The organism is Flagellimonas allohymeniacidonis (assembly GCF_004296335.1).
GTDB classification, from domain to species: domain Bacteria; phylum Bacteroidota; class Bacteroidia; order Flavobacteriales; family Flavobacteriaceae; genus Flagellimonas; species Flagellimonas allohymeniacidonis.
The window spans coordinates 920,123-940,405 of the sequence record NZ_SGIU01000001.1 but is presented as its reverse complement, the minus strand read 5'-3'; the positions used below and the strand labels follow the sequence as shown (position 1 = coordinate 940,405).

24 protein-coding genes, 1 tRNA gene and 1 pseudogene are annotated in these 20,283 nt (G+C 39.6%); 16 read left to right on the top strand and 10 right to left on the bottom strand.

Translation table 11 applies throughout. The features are described from left to right. Positions 1-6 precede the first annotated feature (6 nt). Together EW142_RS04195 and EW142_RS04190 are read right to left on the bottom strand one after the other, a co-directional pair. Positions 7-399: a DUF6326 family protein gene (locus EW142_RS04195; protein WP_130610080.1), complete on the bottom strand. Its 393-nt coding sequence runs from the start codon at positions 397-399 to the stop codon at positions 7-9. Between the two features lie 117 nt (positions 400-516). After that, positions 517-1,086 (bottom strand): Crp/Fnr family transcriptional regulator, encoded by a 570-nt coding sequence (locus EW142_RS04190; RefSeq protein ID WP_130610077.1) that lies wholly within the window; start codon positions 1,084-1,086, stop codon positions 517-519. A 51-nt stretch (positions 1,087-1,137) separates the two neighbouring features. Here EW142_RS04190 and EW142_RS04185 point away from each other — a divergent pair, with 51 nt between their 5' ends. Both EW142_RS04185 and acs read left to right on the top strand, forming a co-directional pair. Next, a complete protein-coding gene (locus tag EW142_RS04185; RefSeq protein WP_130610074.1) occupies positions 1,138-1,350 on the top strand; it encodes a hypothetical protein in 213 nt (70 codons plus the stop codon). A 6-nt stretch (positions 1,351-1,356) separates the two neighbouring features. Then, positions 1,357-3,264, top strand: a complete 1,908-nt coding sequence (gene acs / locus EW142_RS04180; protein ID WP_130610071.1) for an acetate--CoA ligase — start codon at positions 1,357-1,359, stop codon at positions 3,262-3,264. 148 nt (positions 3,265-3,412) lie between these two features. Here the strand turns inward: acs and EW142_RS04175 are convergent, their stop codons facing one another. After that, the gene (locus tag EW142_RS04175) at positions 3,413-3,778 is read right to left on the bottom strand and encodes a hypothetical protein (protein WP_130610068.1); all 366 of its coding nucleotides are present in this window, start codon (positions 3,776-3,778) and stop codon (positions 3,413-3,415) included. 594 nt (positions 3,779-4,372) lie between these two features. Between EW142_RS04175 and EW142_RS04170 the strand changes: the two genes are divergently transcribed. From EW142_RS04170 to EW142_RS04130, 9 genes are all read left to right on the top strand, one after another. Next, positions 4,373-5,656, top strand: a complete 1,284-nt coding sequence (locus EW142_RS04170) for a tyrosine-type recombinase/integrase (RefSeq protein WP_240740155.1) — start codon at positions 4,373-4,375, stop codon at positions 5,654-5,656. Beyond that, complete coding sequence (locus tag EW142_RS04165) at positions 5,657-6,550, top strand: hypothetical protein (protein ID WP_130610065.1); 894 nt, start codon at positions 5,657-5,659, stop codon at positions 6,548-6,550. It abuts the gene before it with no gap. A 93-nt stretch (positions 6,551-6,643) separates the two neighbouring features. Then, complete coding sequence (locus tag EW142_RS04160; protein WP_130610062.1) at positions 6,644-6,922, top strand: DNA-binding protein; 279 nt, start codon at positions 6,644-6,646, stop codon at positions 6,920-6,922. 48 nt (positions 6,923-6,970) lie between these two features. After that, positions 6,971-7,771: a hypothetical protein gene (locus EW142_RS04155; RefSeq protein ID WP_130610059.1), complete on the top strand. Its 801-nt coding sequence runs from the start codon at positions 6,971-6,973 to the stop codon at positions 7,769-7,771. Continuing rightward, positions 7,768-8,163, top strand: coding sequence for a Rha family transcriptional regulator (locus EW142_RS04150; protein WP_130610056.1), 396 nt, complete (start codon positions 7,768-7,770; stop codon positions 8,161-8,163). The genes EW142_RS04155 and EW142_RS04150 overlap by 4 nt, the downstream gene beginning before the upstream one ends. A 17-nt stretch (positions 8,164-8,180) precedes the next feature. Then, complete coding sequence (locus EW142_RS04145) at positions 8,181-8,783, top strand: hypothetical protein (protein WP_130610053.1); 603 nt, start codon at positions 8,181-8,183, stop codon at positions 8,781-8,783. 10 nt (positions 8,784-8,793) lie between these two features. Next, the gene (locus tag EW142_RS04140; RefSeq protein ID WP_130610050.1) at positions 8,794-9,144 is read left to right on the top strand and encodes a hypothetical protein; all 351 of its coding nucleotides are present in this window, start codon (positions 8,794-8,796) and stop codon (positions 9,142-9,144) included. 10 nt (positions 9,145-9,154) lie between these two features. After that, a complete protein-coding gene (locus EW142_RS04135; RefSeq protein ID WP_130610047.1) occupies positions 9,155-9,532 on the top strand; it encodes a hypothetical protein in 378 nt (125 codons plus the stop codon). Further along, the gene (locus EW142_RS04130; protein WP_130612469.1) at positions 9,507-10,802 is read left to right on the top strand and encodes a phage terminase large subunit; all 1,296 of its coding nucleotides are present in this window, start codon (positions 9,507-9,509) and stop codon (positions 10,800-10,802) included. Before EW142_RS04135 ends, EW142_RS04130 begins: the two co-directional genes overlap by 26 nt. A gap of 105 nt (positions 10,803-10,907) precedes the next feature. Here EW142_RS04130 and EW142_RS04125 read toward each other — a convergent pair whose 3' ends face one another. From EW142_RS04125 to EW142_RS16975, 3 genes and pseudogenes are all read right to left on the bottom strand, one after another. Beyond that, positions 10,908-11,399 (bottom strand): hypothetical protein, encoded by a 492-nt coding sequence (locus EW142_RS04125; protein ID WP_130610044.1) that lies wholly within the window; start codon positions 11,397-11,399, stop codon positions 10,908-10,910. A gap of 10 nt (positions 11,400-11,409) precedes the next feature. Continuing rightward, entirely contained in the window at positions 11,410-12,147 is a 738-nt protein-coding gene (locus EW142_RS04120) for a hypothetical protein (RefSeq protein WP_240740154.1), read from the bottom strand. A 69-nt stretch (positions 12,148-12,216) separates the two neighbouring features. Continuing rightward, a pseudogene (locus tag EW142_RS16975) lies at positions 12,217-12,348 on the bottom strand (double zinc ribbon domain-containing protein); the annotation flags it as partial. Positions 12,349-12,451: 103 nt separating this feature from the next. Here EW142_RS16975 and EW142_RS04115 point away from each other — a divergent pair. Both EW142_RS04115 and EW142_RS04110 read left to right on the top strand, forming a co-directional pair. After that, on the top strand, positions 12,452-12,946 hold the full coding sequence (locus EW142_RS04115) for a hypothetical protein (protein ID WP_130610038.1): 495 nt from the start codon (positions 12,452-12,454) through the stop codon (positions 12,944-12,946). A 112-nt stretch (positions 12,947-13,058) separates the two neighbouring features. After that, positions 13,059-13,907, top strand: a complete 849-nt coding sequence (locus EW142_RS04110; RefSeq protein WP_130610035.1) for a hypothetical protein — start codon at positions 13,059-13,061, stop codon at positions 13,905-13,907. A gap of 569 nt (positions 13,908-14,476) precedes the next feature. Here the strand turns inward: EW142_RS04110 and EW142_RS04105 are convergent. Next, positions 14,477-15,424: a hypothetical protein gene (locus EW142_RS04105; RefSeq protein WP_130610032.1), complete on the bottom strand. Its 948-nt coding sequence runs from the start codon at positions 15,422-15,424 to the stop codon at positions 14,477-14,479. A 371-nt stretch (positions 15,425-15,795) separates the two neighbouring features. On the opposite strand from EW142_RS04105, the gene EW142_RS04100 reads away from it, so the two are divergent. Next, on the top strand, positions 15,796-17,202 hold the full coding sequence (locus EW142_RS04100; RefSeq protein ID WP_130610029.1) for a hypothetical protein: 1,407 nt from the start codon (positions 15,796-15,798) through the stop codon (positions 17,200-17,202). Between the two features lie 53 nt (positions 17,203-17,255). Here EW142_RS04100 and EW142_RS04095 read toward each other — a convergent pair whose 3' ends face one another. Next, on the bottom strand, positions 17,256-17,570 hold the full coding sequence (locus EW142_RS04095) for a helix-turn-helix domain-containing protein (RefSeq protein ID WP_130610026.1): 315 nt from the start codon (positions 17,568-17,570) through the stop codon (positions 17,256-17,258). A 320-nt stretch (positions 17,571-17,890) separates the two neighbouring features. Here EW142_RS04095 and EW142_RS04090 point away from each other — a divergent pair, with 320 nt between their 5' ends. Further along, on the top strand, positions 17,891-18,457 hold the full coding sequence (locus tag EW142_RS04090) for a hypothetical protein (protein WP_130610023.1): 567 nt from the start codon (positions 17,891-17,893) through the stop codon (positions 18,455-18,457). A 78-nt stretch (positions 18,458-18,535) separates the two neighbouring features. Here the strand turns inward: EW142_RS04090 and EW142_RS04085 are convergent. After that, positions 18,536-18,620 (bottom strand) — tRNA-Ser (locus tag EW142_RS04085). Between the two features lie 170 nt (positions 18,621-18,790). Further along, positions 18,791-19,285 (bottom strand): outer membrane beta-barrel protein, encoded by a 495-nt coding sequence (locus EW142_RS04080; RefSeq protein WP_130610020.1) that lies wholly within the window; start codon positions 19,283-19,285, stop codon positions 18,791-18,793. 168 nt (positions 19,286-19,453) lie between these two features. On the opposite strand from EW142_RS04080, the gene EW142_RS04075 reads away from it, so the two are divergent. Then, complete coding sequence (locus EW142_RS04075; protein ID WP_130610017.1) at positions 19,454-20,254, top strand: sulfite exporter TauE/SafE family protein; 801 nt, start codon at positions 19,454-19,456, stop codon at positions 20,252-20,254. Positions 20,255-20,283 lie beyond the last annotated feature (29 nt).

Genomic DNA, 20,283 nt, shown 5'->3' with positions numbered 1-20,283 from the left:
TTGCATTTAAAGTCGAAGCTTACTTTGTGAAGGCAGTCGCCATGAAACGAGGATTATGGCGACAAGGGCTGCGGATTCCATAACAGCGAAGAATACATCATCCATATCCGCAGAAGGTAGCGCACTTAGTATTCCCAGCAGGGTTATGACAACAGCTAGGAAGTTTACCCATTTATTGGCCTTGTCCCTTAAAATTCGGGATAAAAGCACCATTGCAATAGGAATCTCAAGGACGAACCCAAAAACGAGTACAAGCTCTTCCCTAACTTCCAAGGACATGAGTTCTTGAACAAAACCCGCATTGGCAAATTGGTGCAAGTCTCGAAAGATCATGTTGAAGAGAACAAATATCCATAAGGTAGATAGCAAGGGCCGCCTTTCAATCTCGTGTTTTTTCATTTGTCTTATTTTGAGGCGCAAAATTGCGGTGCTCAAAACAGATTTTCATTGATTTGGGTTAAGAAATGACAAACAAGCCAATGCCCCTGTGAAAGATGTGTTGAAAGAGGAAAGTTCTTATTTCAAAATCCGCTTACGGATTCGGCTTAGCGATTCTGGTTTAATGCCCAAATAGCTAGCAATCAGATATTGTGGAATCCTATCCAATAACTCCGGAGACTGTTTTTGAAGATTTTGATAGCGCTGTTCTGGAGACAGTTTTATGAAAGTATCGTATTTCATTCGCTGGGATGCGAGTTCATCTTCAAGAAAGGCAGGGCCCAGTTCAGCAAGTCTCGGCATTTTTGTCATAAGTTCAGCGGTTCTTTCCTGTGACCCGATGGATACGATACAATCTTCCAAACACTCCAAGTAATATTCCGAAGGTTTTTTGGTAGTGTAGCTAACTGGGGTTATGGGCTGTTTTTCGGTAAAAAACTCCGTAACCTTAACTTCGCCATCTACCAAATAGTAGCTGTAAGCGCAACCTTCAAGGATAAAAAAACATTCCTTCGACATTTCTCCTTCCCTTAGTAAAAGGCTTCCTTTTTTGAACGACTTTATAAACTTTAGTTCCGATAGGATTTTCTTTTCCTCTTCGGTCAATTCAATATACTTGGATAAAAACTCAAATATTACCTCATCCATTCAAAGTCTCGTTTGTTCGGGCTTTCTAATGATAGAACAAATTTAGTGAGTTTGGAAGTTGTAAAAAGACTTGGATGGGGAAATACTAAGACAAAACAAAGAATCTTTTCATTTTTTGGCAAACAACAACCAAAAACCGTGAGGCAAAAAGCTGCAATTCGATTAAATTGTGCTAATTTAATTTTGATGAAAATGAATTATAACGAACCCTTTTTACTGGAAACCGAACACAATGTTGGTTTGGGTCGTTTAATAATATTATAATCAATAATGAGTAACTACCACATAAAACATTTCGAAGAATATTTTCAGGTATATCGTAAATCAGTAAGGGACCCAGAAGGGTTTTGGGAAGAAATTGCTGAAGAGCACTTTCTCTGGCGGAAGAAATGGGATAAGGTGTTGAGTTGGGACTTTTCAAAACCTGAGGTAAAATGGTTTGAGGGAGCCAAACTGAACATTACGGAAAATTGTATAGACCGACATTTAAGAACAAGGGGGGATAAAACGGCCATTCTATTTGAGCCCAATGACCCCAAAGAAGGTGCCCAGCATATCACATACCGACAACTGCATGAGCGAGTATGCAAATTCGCCAATGTGCTAAAAGAGAAGGGCATTGGAAAAGGAGATCGGGTGTGCATTTACCTGCCCATGATTCCTGAGCTTGCGGTATCCGTTTTGGCCTGCGCAAGAATTGGTGCCGTACATTCGGTAGTCTTTGCCGGATTTTCATCCACTGCACTTTCCACCCGAATCAATGACTGCGAGGCCAAGATGGTTTTAACATCCGACGGTTCATACCGGGGTGCCAAAACCATCGATTTAAAGGGAATAGTTGATGAGGCCTTGGAAGAGTGCCCTGGGGTTGAAAGTGTATTGGTGGTCAAGCGCATTAATTCCGAAGTCAATATGAAATCCGGTCGTGATTTTTGGCTGCAGCCGCTTTTGGATGAGGCTTATAAGGATTGCTCCCCTGAAATTATGGATTCTGAAGACCCCTTATTTATCCTATACACCTCTGGTTCCACGGGCATGCCTAAAGGCATGCTGCATACCACAGGAGGCTATATGGTCTATACCGCTTACACCTTTAAAAATGTATTTCAGTATAAAGAAGAGGATATCTATTGGTGTACGGCCGATATTGGCTGGATTACGGGCCATAGTTATATTGTTTACGGTCCCTTGGCCAATGGCGCCACAACAGTGATGTTCGAGGGCGTACCAAGTTACCCTGATTTCGGACGCTTTTGGGATATTGTTCAAAAACATAAAATCAAACAGTTCTACACAGCTCCAACGGCTATTCGGGCCTTGGCAAAACAGGGTACAGAACTGATTGAAAAATATGATTTGAGTTCCCTAAAGGTTTTAGGTTCTGTGGGAGAACCCATTAATGAAGAAGCTTGGCATTGGTACAACGACAACATCGGCAAAAAGAAAAGCCCGATTGTGGATACTTGGTGGCAAACCGAAACCGGTGGCGTCATGATTACACCCATCCCATTTTCCACACCAACCAAACCTACCTATGCGACCCTACCCTTTATAGGGATACAACCTGCATTGATGGATGAGGCCGGTAACGAAATAAGGGGTAACCAGGTAGAGGGGCGTTTGTGTATAAAATTTCCATGGCCTTCTATAGCAAGGGGAATTTGGGGCAATCAGCAGCGTTTTAAGGACACTTACTTTTCAGCTTTTGAAAATATGTACTTTACCGGGGACGGTGCCCTTCGGGATGAGGTGGGATATTACCGAATCACAGGTCGGGTGGACGATGTAATCATAGTATCTGGACATAATCTTGGGACAGCTCCCATTGAAGATGCTATCAATGAACATCCCGCAGTGGCCGAATCAGCGATTGTAGGATTTCCGCACGATATAAAAGGAAATGCACTATATGGTTATGTTACCTTGAAAGATGCAGGGGAGGGCCGAGATCAGGATAACCTCAGGAAGGAAATCAACCAAGTGATTACAGAGCATATCGGACCCATTGCGAAGTTGGATAAAATTCAGTTCACCAATGGATTGCCAAAAACGCGCTCAGGTAAAATTATGCGGCGAATTTTAAGAAAAATTGCAAGTAAGGACACCTCTAACTTGGGAGATACCAGTACCTTACTTAATCCCGAAGTGGTTGAGGAAATAATTAAGGAAGCACTCTAACGCGAAACACTCCTAGATTAATACTTTTTTTTGGTGTGACACTAAACTACAATGGCACCCAGCCAAGCGAACTGCCGCCAGCAGTTTTCAGAAATAGGTGAGAACAAGCCATTACCTGTGGTCATTGTTGTACATAGTAGTGTAATAATTAGTAGTTGCCGAATTTTATAAAAGTGGTATCCGACTTTATTTCAAATCTAACCCAGCCGTTGAGCGAGCCACCGTTGGTATAGTACCCCGCAGCACTGCTTTCCTTTTTTCCATTGGCTCGCGTAAACTCTAAAACATATTCGCCATCAGCCTGATTGTCTTTCATTGATAGAAAATCCGACACACTTTTGTTGCGCTCAATTTTATCAAATTCGGCTATTTGTATTTTCTCAGTGGTATAAAATTTTACATCAGTAATTTGGGATTCCGAACTGTTCACTATTTTAAAATCAATCCCATTCTCTTTGAAAAGGTTACAGGAACTCAAAGCAAGGACTACAACTATCGCAATTACCTTTTTCATAGTTTGTACAACTTGTTTATAGGAATATATTTCACATCTCTATACTCTCAAAATAGGAATAAAATCGATGATAAGGATTGTTTGTCCATGTTAAACCTCAAAATCATCAAAGGGATTCTTTTTTTTAAGCTGCCTGAAGTTGCGCTTGATTGCAGGGGGAGAGGTATTTTGTTCCAACATCTCCTTGGCATTTTGCAAATTCCTATACCTTAAAAACAAAAACCGCTAGAATAAGATTCTGCGGTTTTTCATTTTTCAAGCCTTGCGCTTGATTGCGGAGGAAGAGGGATTCATTTCATGCGTCCCGAACCTCCCATTCAGCAAATGCAACTTTGAATTCTTCAAGAATTCTCATCTTAAATCTAAAATCCCGCTTAAGTAGACTTAGCGGGATTTCTTGTTTAAGCTGCTAAAAGCTGCGCTTGATTGCGGAGGAAGAGGGTATTGTAATTTTTATTGGTTAATAAAATCTTGATAGCTCTTTACCTTAGGATACCCTTTAAATATGGTCGTTTCGTAAATTTATTTGTGGTTGGCAGTTCAATTTTAAGACATTCCAATTAAAAAAAATTGTCAACTAAATGGTAACGAATTATGTCAACGATAAAATCCACGTTCTTTCTAAAAGAACCCCAGGGGAGGGGAAAGAACTCCAACAATAAAACATTGATCTTGTTCTCTTGTTATTTTAAACATGAAGAGAAAAAATTTGTCTATTCAACTGGTGAAAGAATTGCCCCCAAAAGCTGGGACTTCAAAAACCGGCAACCTTTGAGGCATGGATCAAACCGTTCAAAGATTGCATCTTCCATAGCGACACAGATTAACCGATACAAGGACAAGTTTGAAGAGATACAGGCAAGGTGCAAATCATTTGACCAGGACTTTACCTCCAAGGTATTGAAGGATGAGTTCGACAAATCATTTAAGAGGAATCCAAGCAAGAAAAGGTTTTTCTTCGACGCATTCGATAATTTCATTGACCACAACAAAAAGCTCCAGAAATGGTCTGCTAGTACCGTCATGCGCTATGAGATCATCAAAAGGACGCTTGAGCGGTTCCAAACCAAAAGAAGTTATAAGATCACCTTCAATAATATCAATTCAAAGTTCCATGCTGAGTTCACGGACTATTGCATGGGCGAATTGGGGCACATCAACAATACGTTTTCCCGTAACATGGGACTTTTAAAGACATTTCTTTTTTGGGCGCTAAAGGAGGGGTATACTTACAAGGAGGATTTCAAGGAATTCAAATTGAAACCCAAGGTGGTTACCAAACAATTGGCACTCAAGTTGGAGGATCTGGAGCACCTTATGAAACAGGAGTTTGAAACCGCTCGTCTGGAAAAGGTCAGGGACGTCTTCGTTTTTGCGTGCCTCACGGGAATGCGATTTGGTGAACTCAAACTGATAAGGCGTGAAATGTTCAATGGTAATGAGATAATTCTTAAAGAAGAGAAAGATTCCGGAAAAACGGCCCGTAACATACCGTTGAGCGAACTTGCTCAGTACATTTTGAGAAAATATGATTACAGCCTTCCGCTGATTGCCAACCAAAAACAGAATGAGTACATAAAGGAAGTATTCAAAAAGGCAGGGTACGACGAAATGGTTACCAAGGAGCAGACCCGGGGAACAGAGGTTCTCCGCTCCACCATGCCATTCTACGAGCGCATTTCAAGCCATACCGCTAGACGTACCTTTATTACCCTTATGAAAAGGAAAGGCATTAGCGACAAGTTAATTGCCTCCATCAGCGGCCATAAAAGCATAGCTGTGCTTAACCAATACTATCAAGTGGATGACGAGGCCAAATCCGAGGCGGTGAACAATGTTTTCAAAGTGGATTTTGAACCATTAAAAAAGGTACGATAAATGAAAGGAAAATATGCCTCTGTGAATTGGGGTTCCATGGAACCTATGGAAAGATTTACTTTTCTTTTGGAAAAAGTCCATCCAGAAGTGGAGGAGTTTTGGAAAAACGAATCACAAAAGTCGAATAGGAGGGATTCCTTTGATGCTGTGTTAAATCATGTTGCGGATCTGTATGACTGTTCCGTGGATAAAATTGGAAGCTCACAACACAATTTGACTACAACAAGCGGCTATTTCATACCATTCGAGGTTTTCAAAAAATACTTTGAAGAACATCAAAGGCAATGGGTTGGCATTGAAAGAAAAAGAAGCGCCGAACTTATTGCAAACGAGTATATAGAAAGGATTCAAAAAATCGTTGAGAATATGAGGTATGATGGATATACTCAATCCGAAATTAACGAATTACAATTGAAACCAAGGCTTAAAGAAATTGATGCTCAAATAGCTAAACTATTGGACCCTGCAGACTATGGGAATCAAGAGGCCTATAAATCAGTTGTGGTCAAAAGTAGGTCTATTGTTTCCACATTCATTAAAAGTTTACTTAAATCCAAAGATGTGAACTCGCCAGAAAGTTTCAAAGATTTGTTCTTTGATGCGTCCGATTATGACAAATTAATTTCTTTACTCAAGGAACACAATTATATATCCACAGACCAAAAAACTTGGAACCCTCCCTCCAATGGGCAGCGCACATCACATAAATTTCTTACGGCGTTATACTATGATCTATTGGAAAAAGGATATTTGGTCACTGCCAAACAAAAATTAGCCTCCGATCTGTTATCATCTGAATTCCAATACACTACCGCAAAGAATCTATCCAAACATAAAGAGCTAGACGACTTCGAAGAAATCAAAAACGAGTACTTTTTTATCCCTAAACGTTAAAGTATTGGTAATTAAGGTAATATTTACCTTTTACCGATAATTGTTATATCCAATAAGGATTTTAGCCTTGAGTTTAACTAAAAATTCAAGGTCATGTACAATCCATATGAGGCAATACTTAAGGCGATAGAGTCTTTAAAGTCTGATATTGCCACACTTTCAGAAAAAATCCCAGAAGAGGTATCGGTAAAGAAATACTCTCCCAAGCAATTGGCCAATGTCACCCCCTTAAGTGAGCAGACTATCATCAATGCCATTAAGGACGGTAGAATCAAGGCAGAAAGGTTTTCTACAAAGTATTTAATTCCTGACAAGGAATTTCTAAGGGTCTGCCAAGAAGTAAAATCCATAAAGTACCAACGGGCCTCCTAGATGAAAAGAGTGTATCTGACGAATGTAGAATATGACTGTCTTTTCCGTTTGGGCGGTGATGGACTGATAGCAACTTTTGCTACTATCCGCGCCTACAAAAAGGATGTGGTATTAAAGAAAGTAGGGAAGAAAGGCCCGGTCGCAATGCTGAGGGAATTGACGGGCCTGTCCCGCACAACAATTGAAAAGCACCTTCCCATACTTCTGGAAATAGGTCTCCTTGAGATTCATAACAATGGAAACATTGCTGTGCATGGAAGGAAATGGAGCAGCAACAATCTGCCATGTCTGCACAGACGAAAACTCATCCCAATAAAAGTCTATGATAAATTCATTGATACCAAAACCTATTGTGCATTTGTTAGGGTTCACTCAAGATTGGGAAAACAGGAAAGGCAGATTGGCAAGAAAGCTAAACGGATAGAGGTACTGGAAGCATGTTCCCGTAATGAGCGGCTATCCAAGGGCGATTACAGGATTTGGAAAAAGTTGTACCGCCAGGGTATAACGCTTGAGGAATTAAAATCAAAATTTCGTTCAAAGAGCACACTTTCCAATCTAGCCTTCCATAAGATACTTAAAGATACAGATATACCTTCGAATTGTAATGAATCCAGCGGTAAGGATTTCAAATCAAAACTCATTATGCTTGGTCTTATAAAACAAAGTAGGCTTTTTGAATTAGTTCTTCCAGGAATAAAGGACAAGGAATTTGTTCTAAGGGAAAATGACCTCCTACATTTTGGTGGTCTCTTTCAAGGATCTTTAGGAATATACCATGAAAGAAGTCCAGAGATTGTTATAAATAATGCTCTAGTAGGTGCGGAAAAAAAGCAAGTTGTAAAATGAAAGAAGACAGATTGGCCCAAATCAACAATATGCAGAACACAAGTTCAAGGATACTTGCGGATGTGGTATCCAAGAGGCATTCCGATGTGCTTAGAACAATCACCAACCTACAAAAGAACGTTGCCAACGCAGAAATGCGTCGGCTATGGAACGAGGATAGGTACATAGATGAACAGGGAAAGCTTAGGAAAGAATACTTGCTCACCAAAAAGGGGCTGTTGCTCATTGTCTCGAAATACAGTGATGAACTTAGGCTGCAGATAATCGAACGGCTAGGGTACTTGGAAAGGGAGCAGGAGCGAATAAGGAAGGAGCAAAAACGTAACCTGGAACTCGAGTTGAGCCATTTATGGAACAAGAGCGATAGGGACGACCTATACAGATATAGATAATAACTAAAAAGTAGATAATGGAAACAGCTGAAATGGAAAGCCCGGTCATGGGCCACGAACACAACTCAATAATAATGGTGACCAACCAGGTAAGGAAAAGGGTCGATGAAATCAATGGGGCCTTTGAAGCGGTGGATGAATTTTTCGGTGAGAAGCCTACGGTTGCACAACGAAAGGAAATCCTTAAAAAAGGTGCTGATTATGTGTCGGATAAGCTCAGGCCAAAATTTCCATTCCCAAATGCCACAGAGGAGTTCAATTACGAGGCCATGGGGATTGACCCCAAAGGATTGATTAACAAGCTCTACTATGTTCCAGACAGATACAGGACCCTCCAATATGCGGAACTCGATGGGATCTGGATGGACATCAGTGAAAAGGGCAAACAAGAGATAAAATCCAAATACGAGATAATCGCAAACACTGAGTCCCAAGTGGAGACCTTGAAATTTGCCCGTGAACTGTCAGAGCTTTTGAACAGGAACAAGGCAATTGCAGGTAAGTTGGGCTTCCATAGCCACAATTCAGAGGCAAGGCACAGGACCATCGATATCCTAAAGGTGGTCAACGTGACAAGCGAGGGCTTCAGGCCCAGTGCAAAAGGAATCAAGAATTTTTAATCGCAAGAATATGAACAAAGAAGTAGCAAAATCAATTTGGGAAAATGCAAAGAACTACAATTCGGAACATTCCCTTACCCTCGAAGAGCGCCGTGCAAAGTTCATGGCCGAAACATCAACAATTGTTTCCGAAAAACACAACCTGCCGATCCATGACATAAGACCTGAGGTAGAGAAATGGAAAGGTTTGGTGGTCGAACTGCCCAAGGGATCGAATTACATTTCCCCCACAGCAAAAGGAAAGGCAATGCAGGTATTCGAGAGCAATTGGAGGGAGGAGAATTATTCAAAAACCACCACCAGTCCCGAATATGTGAGAGACTACATTGAGTGGAGCAACGCCTACTTAAAGAACATCTAAAACACACGATATGACCTACGATACCGCAACATTGTTCGAAATGGCAACCAATGAGACCGAAAAGCACAACCTCTTCTTCATCGAGGACGTTGTGTCTTTTCTCCCATGTTCCAAATCTACTTTCTACAAGTACATCCCACTGGGTTCAAACGAAATGGACAAGCTAAAAGACCTTTTGGGCAAAAATCGCATCGCTTTAAAGGTGGAACTGAGAAAAAAGTGGAGGGAATCCGACAACGCAACCTTACAGATGGCCCTTATGAAGCTCATCGCCACCAATGAAGAAAGAAAGAAGCTGTCGCAATCCTATATTGACCACACTTCGGACAGCAAGCCCATGAACGTAATATCGCTAGGAGGTGATGAAGCTACTGCCGAAACAGATTGAAGCTGTGAGATACCTCAAGGACAGCACGACCCATGAACTGCTATATGGCGGAGCAAGTGGTGGTGGCAAAACGGCCTTGGGGTGCCTCTGGCTCATGGAATCCTGCCAGAAACATCCAGGAACCAGGTGGCTAATGGGCAGGTCGAAACTCAAGAACCTTCGGGAAACGACCTTGAACACATTCTTTGAGCTATCAAAAGAACTTGGAATAAATGATCAATACGAATACAACTCCCAGAAGCAGAACTTGCTCTTTGGCAATGGTAGTGAAGTACTATTAAAGGACCTTTTCCAGTACCCAAGTGACCCAGAATTTGATTCCCTTGGATCCCTAGAGATTACAGGGGCATTTATTGATGAATGCAATCAAATTACGTATAAAGCCTGGCAGATCGTCAAGTCCCGGATTCGCTATAAACTGGAAGAGTTCAAGAGGATACCCAAAATACTTGGTACTTGCAACCCTTCAAAAAACTGGGTGTACCACGAGTTTTACCAACGTGACCGAAAGAATACATTGCCGGAACACAGGAAATTCGTTCAAGCGTTGCCTAAGGACAATCCGCATCTTCACCCATCATATCTTGAAGGATTGCTGTCACTTGACAATGATAGTAAGGAAAGGCTCTATTATGGCAACTGGCTTTATGATGACGACCCCTCGGCCCTGATCAGTAAAGAGGCGATAGATGACTATTTCAATCCTGTACACCTCAATCCAACAGGCAACAGATACCTCACCATTGATGTGGCCCGTTTTGGGAAGGACAGTACCGTTTTCAGGGTATGGGAGGGATGGTTATGTACCAAGAGATATGAACTGCCGATAGGGGCTGTAAACGAGGTTGTTGATATGGCAAAACGGATCATGTCCGAACACTCCATAAGCCTCTCCAATACCATAGCTGATGAGGACGGGGTTGGGGGAGGCGTAGTTGACTATTTGAAGTGCAAAGGGTTTGTGAACAATTCAAGACCCTTGAAGGGCCAGAACTATTCCAACTTAAAAAGCCAATGCAGCATCGAGATGGCAAAAAAGATACAGGCTAGGGAAACCGGCGAATTGGTTGATTCTGGAACTGTTAGGGACCAAGTCGTTGCTGAAATGGAACAGGTCAAAATGAAGGATATGGACAAGGACGGCAAATTATCCATTGTGCCCAAGGAGATGGTCAAGGAAAAGATTGGAAGAAGTCCAGATGATTGGGATTCCATTATGATGCGGTACTATTTCGAATTGAAAAAGGGAGACTATTTTATTGTGGGATAGAGGGTTCAGTACTCTACTACTCCAAATAAGTTATGGTAAGTATCAGATATACAGGTATTTGAAAAATTGGTTGACAATAAGGTGTATTGTAATCGTTCAAATACATCATTTTATCTCGGAAAGATACTTAGCTAGGTCAACCCAAAATTCGTTGTGCGTATTATGACCGATACCCTTTAGTTCCAAACGGATATGGTGCACATTAAAATAGTTGGGATCTTTGATACACATTAAATCCAAAACTTCCACATCTTTTTCCTTATCCTCGCGTTTGTAGGGTTTTCGATATTCATATATGCATTCACCGTCTCTAAGCTCGTTGTACTTGGAAATAAAAATCGGAATGACGTTCCTAAACAAAGAAAGCTCAACTTTTTGAGAATATGCTATTGCAACATAACTGTATAGCTTGAAGCCTCCCATATAGGGGCCACGTTTTGAATATATTGTCTGAATATGTTCATTTGAATTAATCTCTTCAAGAAATGGAGCAAGCCCTTCATCAAGACTCCAAAATACATTCCCTGAAGTTTTCACTTCTTGATAAGCTCGATCGTAATATTTCTTAAGACCAATGTCCAGATAATGCCTTGTCATTTCTCAATGGTCAAACACCTTCCGGTAATTTGTGTTTTATCTTCTTAGAGATACCCATTACAAACTTTTTCATACTGGCGGGTTGCGCACCGTTAGCATACATTTCTTGAGGGAAGCCGTACTTTGATTGGGTGATTTTTAATCCATCCTGAGATCTCCAATTCTCAACGAACTTCCAGTCCTTATCCTGGTGTGGGTTCACCTTTTCTGGAAAAGCTTCTAGTACTTCTCTTGTCAAACCAAGGTTCAGGGCAGGGCAAAAGCGAAATGGGAAAAGATTTTTTTGGAGCTCATGAAGTATCCTTTTTTTATCAAATTCCCAATCACCCTTAGTATTAAGCCACTTGCCATATGTGAATAGATCAGAGTTCTCTCGAAATTCCAGCCTACTCTGTATGCAACCCCATAGGTTATAACTGTAGTCATTGTCATAACCAAAACAATACAGGTTTGGTCTGAAACTGGCACTTCTTTGTTCATAGCACCATTGGTAGCCAAAAATCGTATCCCATTTCATTTTCTCTCCATTGTGGTAAACTCTTCGGTTCCTCCATCCTTTTAAGTTTTCAAGTAAGGGCATTAGTTCTTCAATGGAAGTATCTGGAACGTTAACTCGATAAACAGCTTTTTTACCTTCACCAATCATCCGGTATGAAGCGAACTTTGAGGCTTCCTCTACCGCAAAATCAAATGTTTGGGAAGTGGAAAAATTGAACTCAACCGTTATACCAGTTGAAGGGATGGGCATCTCAGTTTGTTCAGCAGCCAGTGGAATCTTTTTCTTTGATTTTGTGGTTAAAGAATTTCCGCATTCTTGGCAGAACTTTGAGTTCGCCTCGTTTGAATAATTACAATTTTGGCATATTAGTTTGGTTTGTCTAACCCCGCAATGAGGGCAAAATTTATAGGATTCGTTGATTTGCTCTTCGCATCCGTAACACGATTTCATTGGTTAGGGTAATAAAGTGATTAAATGTTGTCAGAATTTCCTTTAAAGATAATGGTTTATTATCTTCGAAAGTATCAGAATAATGCAATTCTAAACTTGTTATATGGGACTATTTGATAGGCTTAAACCAAAAAAGGAAAGTGATGAAAACAGAAAGGCAAGGTTAAAAACAATTTTGTCAAATGTAGATATTAACCCATATGATTACGACCATCAAAATATGGAAGAAACCGAAATTTCTTTAAAGGAGGAACTTGAGGGAGCTGTCAAAATATCTGAGCTAAACGGGACGGATTGCGAACAAGGGTTTGATTATGTCTCTATCACAGACCACAAGGATGGAACACGATTTTTATACAAGGCGATGAATGATCCTAACCCAAGGGCAACAAGGGATCTGGTGAACAAACTGTATAATGGTCTAGGTGAAGATTTTTTGGGCCAGGGCGAATTTGCTTCTTTTGACCTTGACATGATGGAATCAGAGGAAGGAGGTGCCTTCAGGAGCTGGTATTTGACTTATTTTGATGTTAATGTAGGTTTCGTAAATCGAGACGATGGAATATCAACGTATTTGATGATATCTGAGAAAGCCTAGGCTGCTTCGAATATTTCGGTTTTATTTTTCACAAAACCTAGGTGTTCCCATTTGGCAGACAAAACAGTTGATTTTATGGACCACTAGGCTTTTTTGTTAACTGCTGTTACCGATGAAAAAGGAGAATCTTGAAGATAACTTGTTAGCGGTCAAGACTGCATTTAAGACTATTGCTGGCCCCATGCTGGCAGCAGTTACTGGAGATGCCTTTGTGGGTACGCTGGGTGCAAATTTGGTTTTTGAGACTTTATTTGGCGTACATGCCGAAGTAAAAATACAAAGGGTCATTTCGTTTGTCGAAAAACTGGAAAAAGGGATTCGAAAAATCGACCCTGATTTTGATATTTCCAAATCAGATAGGGTTGAGCTATGGGATCTAATCGAAGAGGGTATAAGAAAGGCCTCAAAGGCAAACAAGGAAGAAAAAATCGAGAGGCTTAAACAGGTTATCGTTGGACAAATAATATATGATGAGGACTTTGATTACGTCTCACGTTATTTGGATTTGGCAATGGCCTTAAACGAAACCCAGATTTCCATATTATCTGTTTTTGTTTCCACTGAACCTCGAATAGAAAAATATCATACCAACTACAAGTCCGTAAATGCCAAAAGACAAGGGTTGACAGAAAAAAGGGATTTGCGGATTGCCGAAATACAGCTTCAAAAATTTAGACTGAAAGAAGACAACCAAATTATTGCAAGGTTTGACAAGGAAATCTATGAGACCAATCTCGAATTATCAAATCTTGGCAAAGATTTCCAAGCAATAATTGAGGAAAGAAAGAAAAAACTTGATTCACTTAAGGAACAAGAATATCATTTTCTAATGAACGATCTCCGAGTCCTAGGCCTAATCTACAATCCGGCTGAGGGCAAAGTCAGCAATACTGGTGATTATGCAGCGTTTAGATGCACAGCCCTTGCTTTTGGTTTGATAAAGTTTCTTTCATCAACTTAAGTCAATAAATGAGTCAATCGGGAATTTATTGCTCGAAGCACTAAGACTATACTAAGGTAGATGAGTAATGGACCATAAAGGACGAGTTCTTTTACGATACACTGGACCAAGCGGAAAGGAGATTATTGAAAATAATAAGGAATTTCATAGAGGAAATGGAAACTTGTGTCCCGGTTTCGTATCGCGATGCAAATGCCCAGTTATTGAAGGAAGCGATATTGCACAAGTATGTTTAGATTGTAAGGGAATATGGTAATCAAATAAGAAGTAAGCACAGACTTATTTGGTTCTACTATATCAGAAAAAGTACTTGGAAATCATTGGATAAAGTAGGTCTTTTACTACAGAAACCTAGGAATAAGACAAATTTAACAGTTTGAATCTAAGACAAAAGAAATCTCTCAAAAGAAGCGTACGATTTGGGACTGTCGCTTTTTTCAAACAAAACAAGGGGGAAGGAAAAGTGCGGCACACATTATCCAGTGTACTCTTCCTCTTCGATCACAGATGTGTTGTTCATGTAGTTTTTCATAGTGCAAAATTAATGCATATTGGGTGAATATACGTTTTTATTTTGAAAAAATAAGGCGAACCCCTTGGTTCGGCAACATCAGCCCGTCATAATCCGCTTTAAGGATATTCAGCCCGTTGGCCTTTCTCACATCAACGCGAAAGCGTTTGATGGTGCCTTTTTCATAGAACTTCAGTTTGAGTTCCTTGGGGTATGTTACCTCCAAGTGATATTTGTCAAACAACCATGACGCCGTGTGCGATTTGGTGTTCTCAATCTTCAAACTATAGACCTTAGTTTCTTCTTTACAAATAACGTACCGATTTTCACCGCTAAGTACTCTTTTGTGTTCAACGCTGATGGTGCCTGTTTTATTGTTCCTGTTCTTTGTAAGTTGCTTTTCGTCGGGCATTGACAGTTTTCCGTTTATCTTGAATGAATCAAGGCTGTAATCGCTTCTTTCATTGTCTTCCGCCGGGAACTTGAACATTGTACTGGACTTGTAATCAACCTTTTTGTCGCGGTTGGATATTATCACATAGTCCTCCTTTTCGCTAAGCCTTATGTATTCCTTTTGTTCATCTACAAAAGAGATGTCTATACGATAGGTGTATTCGTGGTAATAATGCTCGGATGCTATTGGAAAATAATTCATGAGTGTCTCGGATATCTTGCGACTCAGTTCGGGAAATTTGTCCTGATAGAGCTGTTTCGAGATCTTTTCCCATAATTCGTGTACATCCCTTCTGTGTTTAAGGTGATCATCACAATAGATTATCTTTTCAAGTTCTTTCTTATATATTTCAGTGAACTGATCAGATCTCACAATAGCCGAGAACACACCACTTGAGATTATCACAGGGCCAACGACCTTCATTACCTCCACAACGGTATTGTTCGTTATCCAAGTACTATAGGCAAGGAGAAGAATGATAATGCCAAGAACAAGACTATAGGCAAAAATATGCTTCTGATACTCGTGGTAGAACTGCTTTAAAATATTCATGTGGCCGGCTATTATTGACCTCAAAATGTAAGTCTATTTTTTTGACATTCTAAACTAAAGATCGATGATTTACATCAAAATGGGATTAAAGGGAAGGCGCTAAAAAAATCCATTGAAGTACTATGGTAAATATGTAGTCATCATTGAAGGAAAACCTTAGTATTTATAAGGATTATCTGCAATGAATTTAAAAAGGTAAAATATAAATTTAATAGCCCTTCTTTTTATAGGTATTAGATTACCTGAGAACTACCCCCATCATCGCCCTTACGTTTTGCTTTTAGGCAAATTTATGTGAATCGAAATCTGAATATGGCTCTTTTGATTTTTCTAAAAGTTTGATTTATAAAACCTAAATAAAAAAGTTAATTATGACAATTAAAGAACAACATTTCTTCGAAGACGAAAAAAGTAAGAGTCGAACCTATTCTGACATGACACCACCAGGTTTTAATACATTTCGGTTACTAGAATCAAGCCTAGGAACACCTAGACCAACAAAGATTAAATTAATTGGTAGCGCTCACGGCAGAATTAAAAAGGTTTTGCTAGCAATACCAGATTATGCTACAGTTATCAAGGCTAACGAACCAACCGATGGTTCCGCACTAAAATCCTTAATGGAATCACTTGGACAATCGGTAAAATTTATAATTTTCACACATGAAAAGGTAAGAAATGTTGTTAACCAATGGTTATCTGAATTCAACCATACGGATTTTGAAATAGTCACTGCGGAAAACGATCTTAATTTTTTAATCTGGGCTGAAGATGCGTACGTAACAGGTGTATCTGGTGAAAATGGAAAAACGTATTTGTTAGAGCCGATTTCCTTCCATCGATATGGTGATGCCGTAATTGCGGATTATATATCAAAGGCAACAGAATTAGAGTCTTTTCAGACCCCTGCATACTTTCAGGGGGGTAATGTTTTGGTCGGCGATGACTTTTATTTAATTGGTTTAGATTATGCTGTTAAAACGGCATTTGGTGGTATTATTGATACTAATGCTAACGAATACAATTTTATAGATAAAGCACGAGTAGTATTCAAAACATATCTTGATGGTTATAAAGATTTGATTTTTCCCTACCACAGTCTTAAACCTGCGCCAAAAAAGTCTTATGAATTAGTGAAAATTGGTGAAGAATATTTCTTAGAGATTAAAGGAGAAGGATTTGGCACTTATCAACCAATTTTCCATATCGATATGTTTATTTCCTTATTAGGTAGGAATACCCTCAATAATAAATATAAATTGATGGTAGGTGACCCAAGTTTGGCTATTGACCTGATAAACGATCAACATATTTTACCTAATTCAAGTTATGCGTTAATTGGACAATTTAATCAAGTGGCTGAATTTCTGGAGAGTGAAGGATTTGAAATTTATAGAAATCCTATGCCCTATGTCTATATTGATAAAACCGGAAAAAATGCTTACAAAAAGAAAAACATAAGTGAAAATTTACCAAACGACGAGGCGAAAAAAATATTGGATCAAATGGCAATATTAGGCTTGAAACAAATTAATGTGAGAAAGTGGTATTTCGCTACTTCAAATAACAATTTAACTGAAATAACAACAGAAGGAAATAAGGTTTTTTTGCCAACATATGGACATGGGGTATGGAAAGAATTAAAAGTTATTGATGAAGAAAATGAAAAGCTTTGGAAAAAGCATGATTTTGAGGTTAAGTTTTTGGATGATTTCCACTCCTTGGCTAGCAAGTCCGGGGCGGCTCATTGTATATCAAAGTACATTGAACGGGACTAACTTTTTTGGACGATAAAAGGATTCACCTTTATTGAACAAATACCCAAACTAGATTAATCCAATTTAGTGTAGTTTGTTTGGGTATTTAGCTTTTCTAAAAGTGATTCAAGGTCTTTTCGATTATTTATGACATAAACTTTATCCTTATACTGGACAAACCCATTTAGCAGTTCGCCACCCTTTGTTGGCCGGAATAGTTCACGGATATCGACGTCCAAAGCATTCGCTATGTCTGTAATGGTTTTTAAAGTAGGATTGCCACCAATCTGCCTGCTTATTGTTTCTTGTGAAATACCAAGTTTTTTGGCGAGATCACTCTGGGTCATTCCTTTTGCCTTCAATATTCCCTTAACGGCATCTTTTATCATACTACTAAGTTAGTAAAAATGATTCATGATGAATAGAATCTCTTAAATTATACAACATAGTATCAAAATTTAACATTTATATCTTCTAACTATATACATTATAATGTATATTTGAATATAATAATTAACAAAACATGTATATAATGCGTATCAAAATCTCACAAAATCCAAACCTCGCCCCAATCTTTGACTCTGTCTGGGAAAATGCAGCCAATTTCCAAAAGGACCCAAGTGAAGAAAACAACAAAATGCTCAAGCACAGTACTCGGCGACTTAAAAAATGCTTCAGAAGGAAATTCTAACTTTTAAAACCAAATAATATGAGAGTAATTTCAGGACAAACGATGCACGACATCGCTAAAAAATTCACACCAGGGAGCCATGCAGGTTACTTTATGGTGGAAACATCGGAAAATTTGTACGCGGAGGACGACACCCGGTTAATGGACGCCGTAGAGGTGGTTCAGCTCATCCAAAGCGTATACAAGGTAAACAAAATCCTAAAGAACTTAGGCGAAAGCCAGATGGTGGATGTGGAAGTATTCCAGAGGGTCATCGACCGTATTTTGAACCCTGAGTTCCAATTATCGGAAGTGCACGTGGAAAGATTCTATAGTGAACTGAAGAAATTGGAAAAATTTAGTAGGACCGTTGAGGCCATCTCCACAATCCAATTTAACCTGACATCAAGAATTGAGTACACCGTACTTGGCCTGTCCTACAAGGAAATCATAAAGATCAGGAAATCCACATCAAATGGTGATTTTGATGAGGCCTACTTCAATTTTTATGTGGCTTATGTTCAGGGTAGAATGGAGTACAGTAAGTTCATTTATAGTGTAAGGAGCTATTTGGCAACCTTTGAGAAGATTTTAAAGGGAAATTAATTTTACCCTAAACCAACAACCAAACTGTCAACCATAAAATAAAAACCCCATAAACATTAAGTTTACAGGGCTATCTTGCGGAGGAAGAGGGATTCGAACCCCCGGAGGTGTGACCCTCAACAGTTTTCAAGACTGCCGCATTCGACCACTCTGCCATTCCTCCTTTTGCGGGTGCAAATATATAAAGCTTTTAGGTTTGTGGAAAGGTTTTTTTTGATTTCAGCAAATTACCTTGGTTTAAGCTAATTCCTAAGGTGGGTAAACCCATGGTTTTAAAAAAGAAACCTGGTTCCCAGAGCAGGGAACCAGGTAATTAACCTCAGGATTGTATTTTTAATTCAGGTTGATTTCTACGCCCGCGGTTATAAGGTCCCAAGAGCCACCGTCTACGGCAACTCCTCTATAAGCTGCCATGATGGCCACTTTATCCGAAACATTATAACCAAATCTTGGACTATAGTAGAAACCTCCATCATTTCCATCATTGATTCCAATTGCATAACCCAAACCGCCCCCTACAAAGAAACTATCGAAGGCATATCTTGCCTCACCACCAATGGGAAGAAATTGAACATCATCTACTTCAATGGTAAAACCACCTGAAGTTATGTCATCACCAAAACTATGCGAATAGCCAATAGCGGGACCAGCTGAAAATTCATCGCTGATTTCCAATAAATAGCCAAGGTCAACAGCGATGGCAAAGGTGGCAAAGTCGCTAGCATCACCTATGGGAAGCCCAAGATGTGCGCTTGCTTTGAAATCTCCTTGCCCAAACATCGGAGAGCTCAAGACTAACAATAAAACGAAAAATGCTGCTTTTTTCATGATTAATGATTTTAGTTTTAACGAAGGTAAACGTTTTTTGTCGGATTACATTTCCTACAAATATTGTAATGTATGCTAATGGGGTTTCAATATCCAGTGTTTATAACTGTTGAGGTTTTTGACTAAAATAGCATTCGCCATTTCTGGCTCATCATCTATTTTTGTGGCATGGACGAATGGTATCACTACATCTTCTTGATTGTGGTCGGTTTTGCGGTTGGTTTTATCAATACCATAGCGGGAGGCGGTTCATTACTATCATTGCCAATTCTAATTTTTTTAGGTCTCCCGCCGAACGTTGCCAATGGTACCAATAGGGTGGCGATTGTTATCCAAACTGCTATTGCCACTGCCGGTTTTAAAAGCAAGGGGGTTTCTACCTACCCATTTAATGTGTATTTAGGGATTTCAGCTTTTTTTGGTTCCTTGATAGGTGCACGTATTGCGGTTGATGTAACCGGTACGACCTTCAACCGTATTTTGGCCATTGTGATGCTCTGTGTGGTGCTCATTATTATATTTAAACCAAAAATGAGGCTGGAGGAAATGGAAGAGCGACTTACGGGCAAATATTTATGGCTCAGTGTTGTTGTATTTTTCTTTTTTGGAATTTATGGTGGGTTCATCAATGCGGGTTTGGGATTCTTAATGATTTTGTTCATGCATTTTACAAACCGTATGAACTTGGTTCGGGTCAATGCGACAAAGGTCGTGGTGATATTTGTTTACATGTTGGCTGCATTGGCAGTCTTCGCTTACAACGATAAGGTAGTATGGAAGGTCGGACTTATCTTGGCCATTGGAAATGGAAGTGGTGCATGGATTGCAAGTCGATTTTCGGTCAAAAAGGGAGATGGTTTTGTAAAAACATTTTTGGTGGTCATGGTTGTGATTATGGCAATAAAATTATGGTTCGGCGACCTGCTAGCCGATTTTCTCTGTCAGTCGGTATTCAAACAATGGTGTTGACCGATTTATGAATGATTCTAAAAGTGATT

What these genes read in the sequence shown, in the direction of transcription:
- EW142_RS04195 (WP_130610080.1), bottom strand. Translation starts at nt 399, where the DNA reads ATGAAAAAACACGAGATTGAAAGGCGGCCCTTGCTATCTACCTTATGG.
- EW142_RS04190 (WP_130610077.1), bottom strand. Translation starts at nt 1,086, where the DNA reads ATGGATGAGGTAATATTTGAGTTTTTATCCAAGTATATTGAATTGACC.
- acs (WP_130610071.1), top strand. Translation starts at nt 1,357, where the DNA reads ATGAGTAACTACCACATAAAACATTTCGAAGAATATTTTCAGGTATAT.
- EW142_RS04175 (WP_130610068.1), bottom strand. Translation starts at nt 3,778, where the DNA reads ATGAAAAAGGTAATTGCGATAGTTGTAGTCCTTGCTTTGAGTTCCTGT.
- EW142_RS04170 (WP_240740155.1), top strand. Translation starts at nt 4,373, where the DNA reads ATGTCAACGATAAAATCCACGTTCTTTCTAAAAGAACCCCAGGGGAGG.
- EW142_RS04165 (WP_130610065.1), top strand. Translation starts at nt 5,657, where the DNA reads ATGAAAGGAAAATATGCCTCTGTGAATTGGGGTTCCATGGAACCTATG.
- EW142_RS04160 (WP_130610062.1), top strand. Translation starts at nt 6,644, where the DNA reads ATGTACAATCCATATGAGGCAATACTTAAGGCGATAGAGTCTTTAAAG.
- EW142_RS04150 (WP_130610056.1), top strand. Translation starts at nt 7,768, where the DNA reads ATGAAAGAAGACAGATTGGCCCAAATCAACAATATGCAGAACACAAGT.
- EW142_RS04145 (WP_130610053.1), top strand. Translation starts at nt 8,181, where the DNA reads ATGGAAACAGCTGAAATGGAAAGCCCGGTCATGGGCCACGAACACAAC.
- EW142_RS04140 (WP_130610050.1), top strand. Translation starts at nt 8,794, where the DNA reads ATGAACAAAGAAGTAGCAAAATCAATTTGGGAAAATGCAAAGAACTAC.
- EW142_RS04135 (WP_130610047.1), top strand. Translation starts at nt 9,155, where the DNA reads ATGACCTACGATACCGCAACATTGTTCGAAATGGCAACCAATGAGACC.
- EW142_RS04130 (WP_130612469.1), top strand. Translation starts at nt 9,507, where the DNA reads ATGAAGCTACTGCCGAAACAGATTGAAGCTGTGAGATACCTCAAGGAC.
- EW142_RS04125 (WP_130610044.1), bottom strand. Translation starts at nt 11,399, where the DNA reads ATGACAAGGCATTATCTGGACATTGGTCTTAAGAAATATTACGATCGA.
- EW142_RS04120 (WP_240740154.1), bottom strand. Translation starts at nt 12,147, where the DNA reads ATGCCCATCCCTTCAACTGGTATAACGGTTGAGTTCAATTTTTCCACT.
- EW142_RS04115 (WP_130610038.1), top strand. Translation starts at nt 12,452, where the DNA reads ATGGGACTATTTGATAGGCTTAAACCAAAAAAGGAAAGTGATGAAAAC.
- EW142_RS04110 (WP_130610035.1), top strand. Translation starts at nt 13,059, where the DNA reads ATGAAAAAGGAGAATCTTGAAGATAACTTGTTAGCGGTCAAGACTGCA.
- EW142_RS04105 (WP_130610032.1), bottom strand. Translation starts at nt 15,424, where the DNA reads ATGAATATTTTAAAGCAGTTCTACCACGAGTATCAGAAGCATATTTTT.
- EW142_RS04100 (WP_130610029.1), top strand. Translation starts at nt 15,796, where the DNA reads ATGACAATTAAAGAACAACATTTCTTCGAAGACGAAAAAAGTAAGAGT.
- EW142_RS04095 (WP_130610026.1), bottom strand. Translation starts at nt 17,570, where the DNA reads ATGATAAAAGATGCCGTTAAGGGAATATTGAAGGCAAAAGGAATGACC.
- EW142_RS04090 (WP_130610023.1), top strand. Translation starts at nt 17,891, where the DNA reads ATGAGAGTAATTTCAGGACAAACGATGCACGACATCGCTAAAAAATTC.
- EW142_RS04080 (WP_130610020.1), bottom strand. Translation starts at nt 19,285, where the DNA reads ATGAAAAAAGCAGCATTTTTCGTTTTATTGTTAGTCTTGAGCTCTCCG.
- EW142_RS04075 (WP_130610017.1), top strand. Translation starts at nt 19,454, where the DNA reads ATGGACGAATGGTATCACTACATCTTCTTGATTGTGGTCGGTTTTGCG.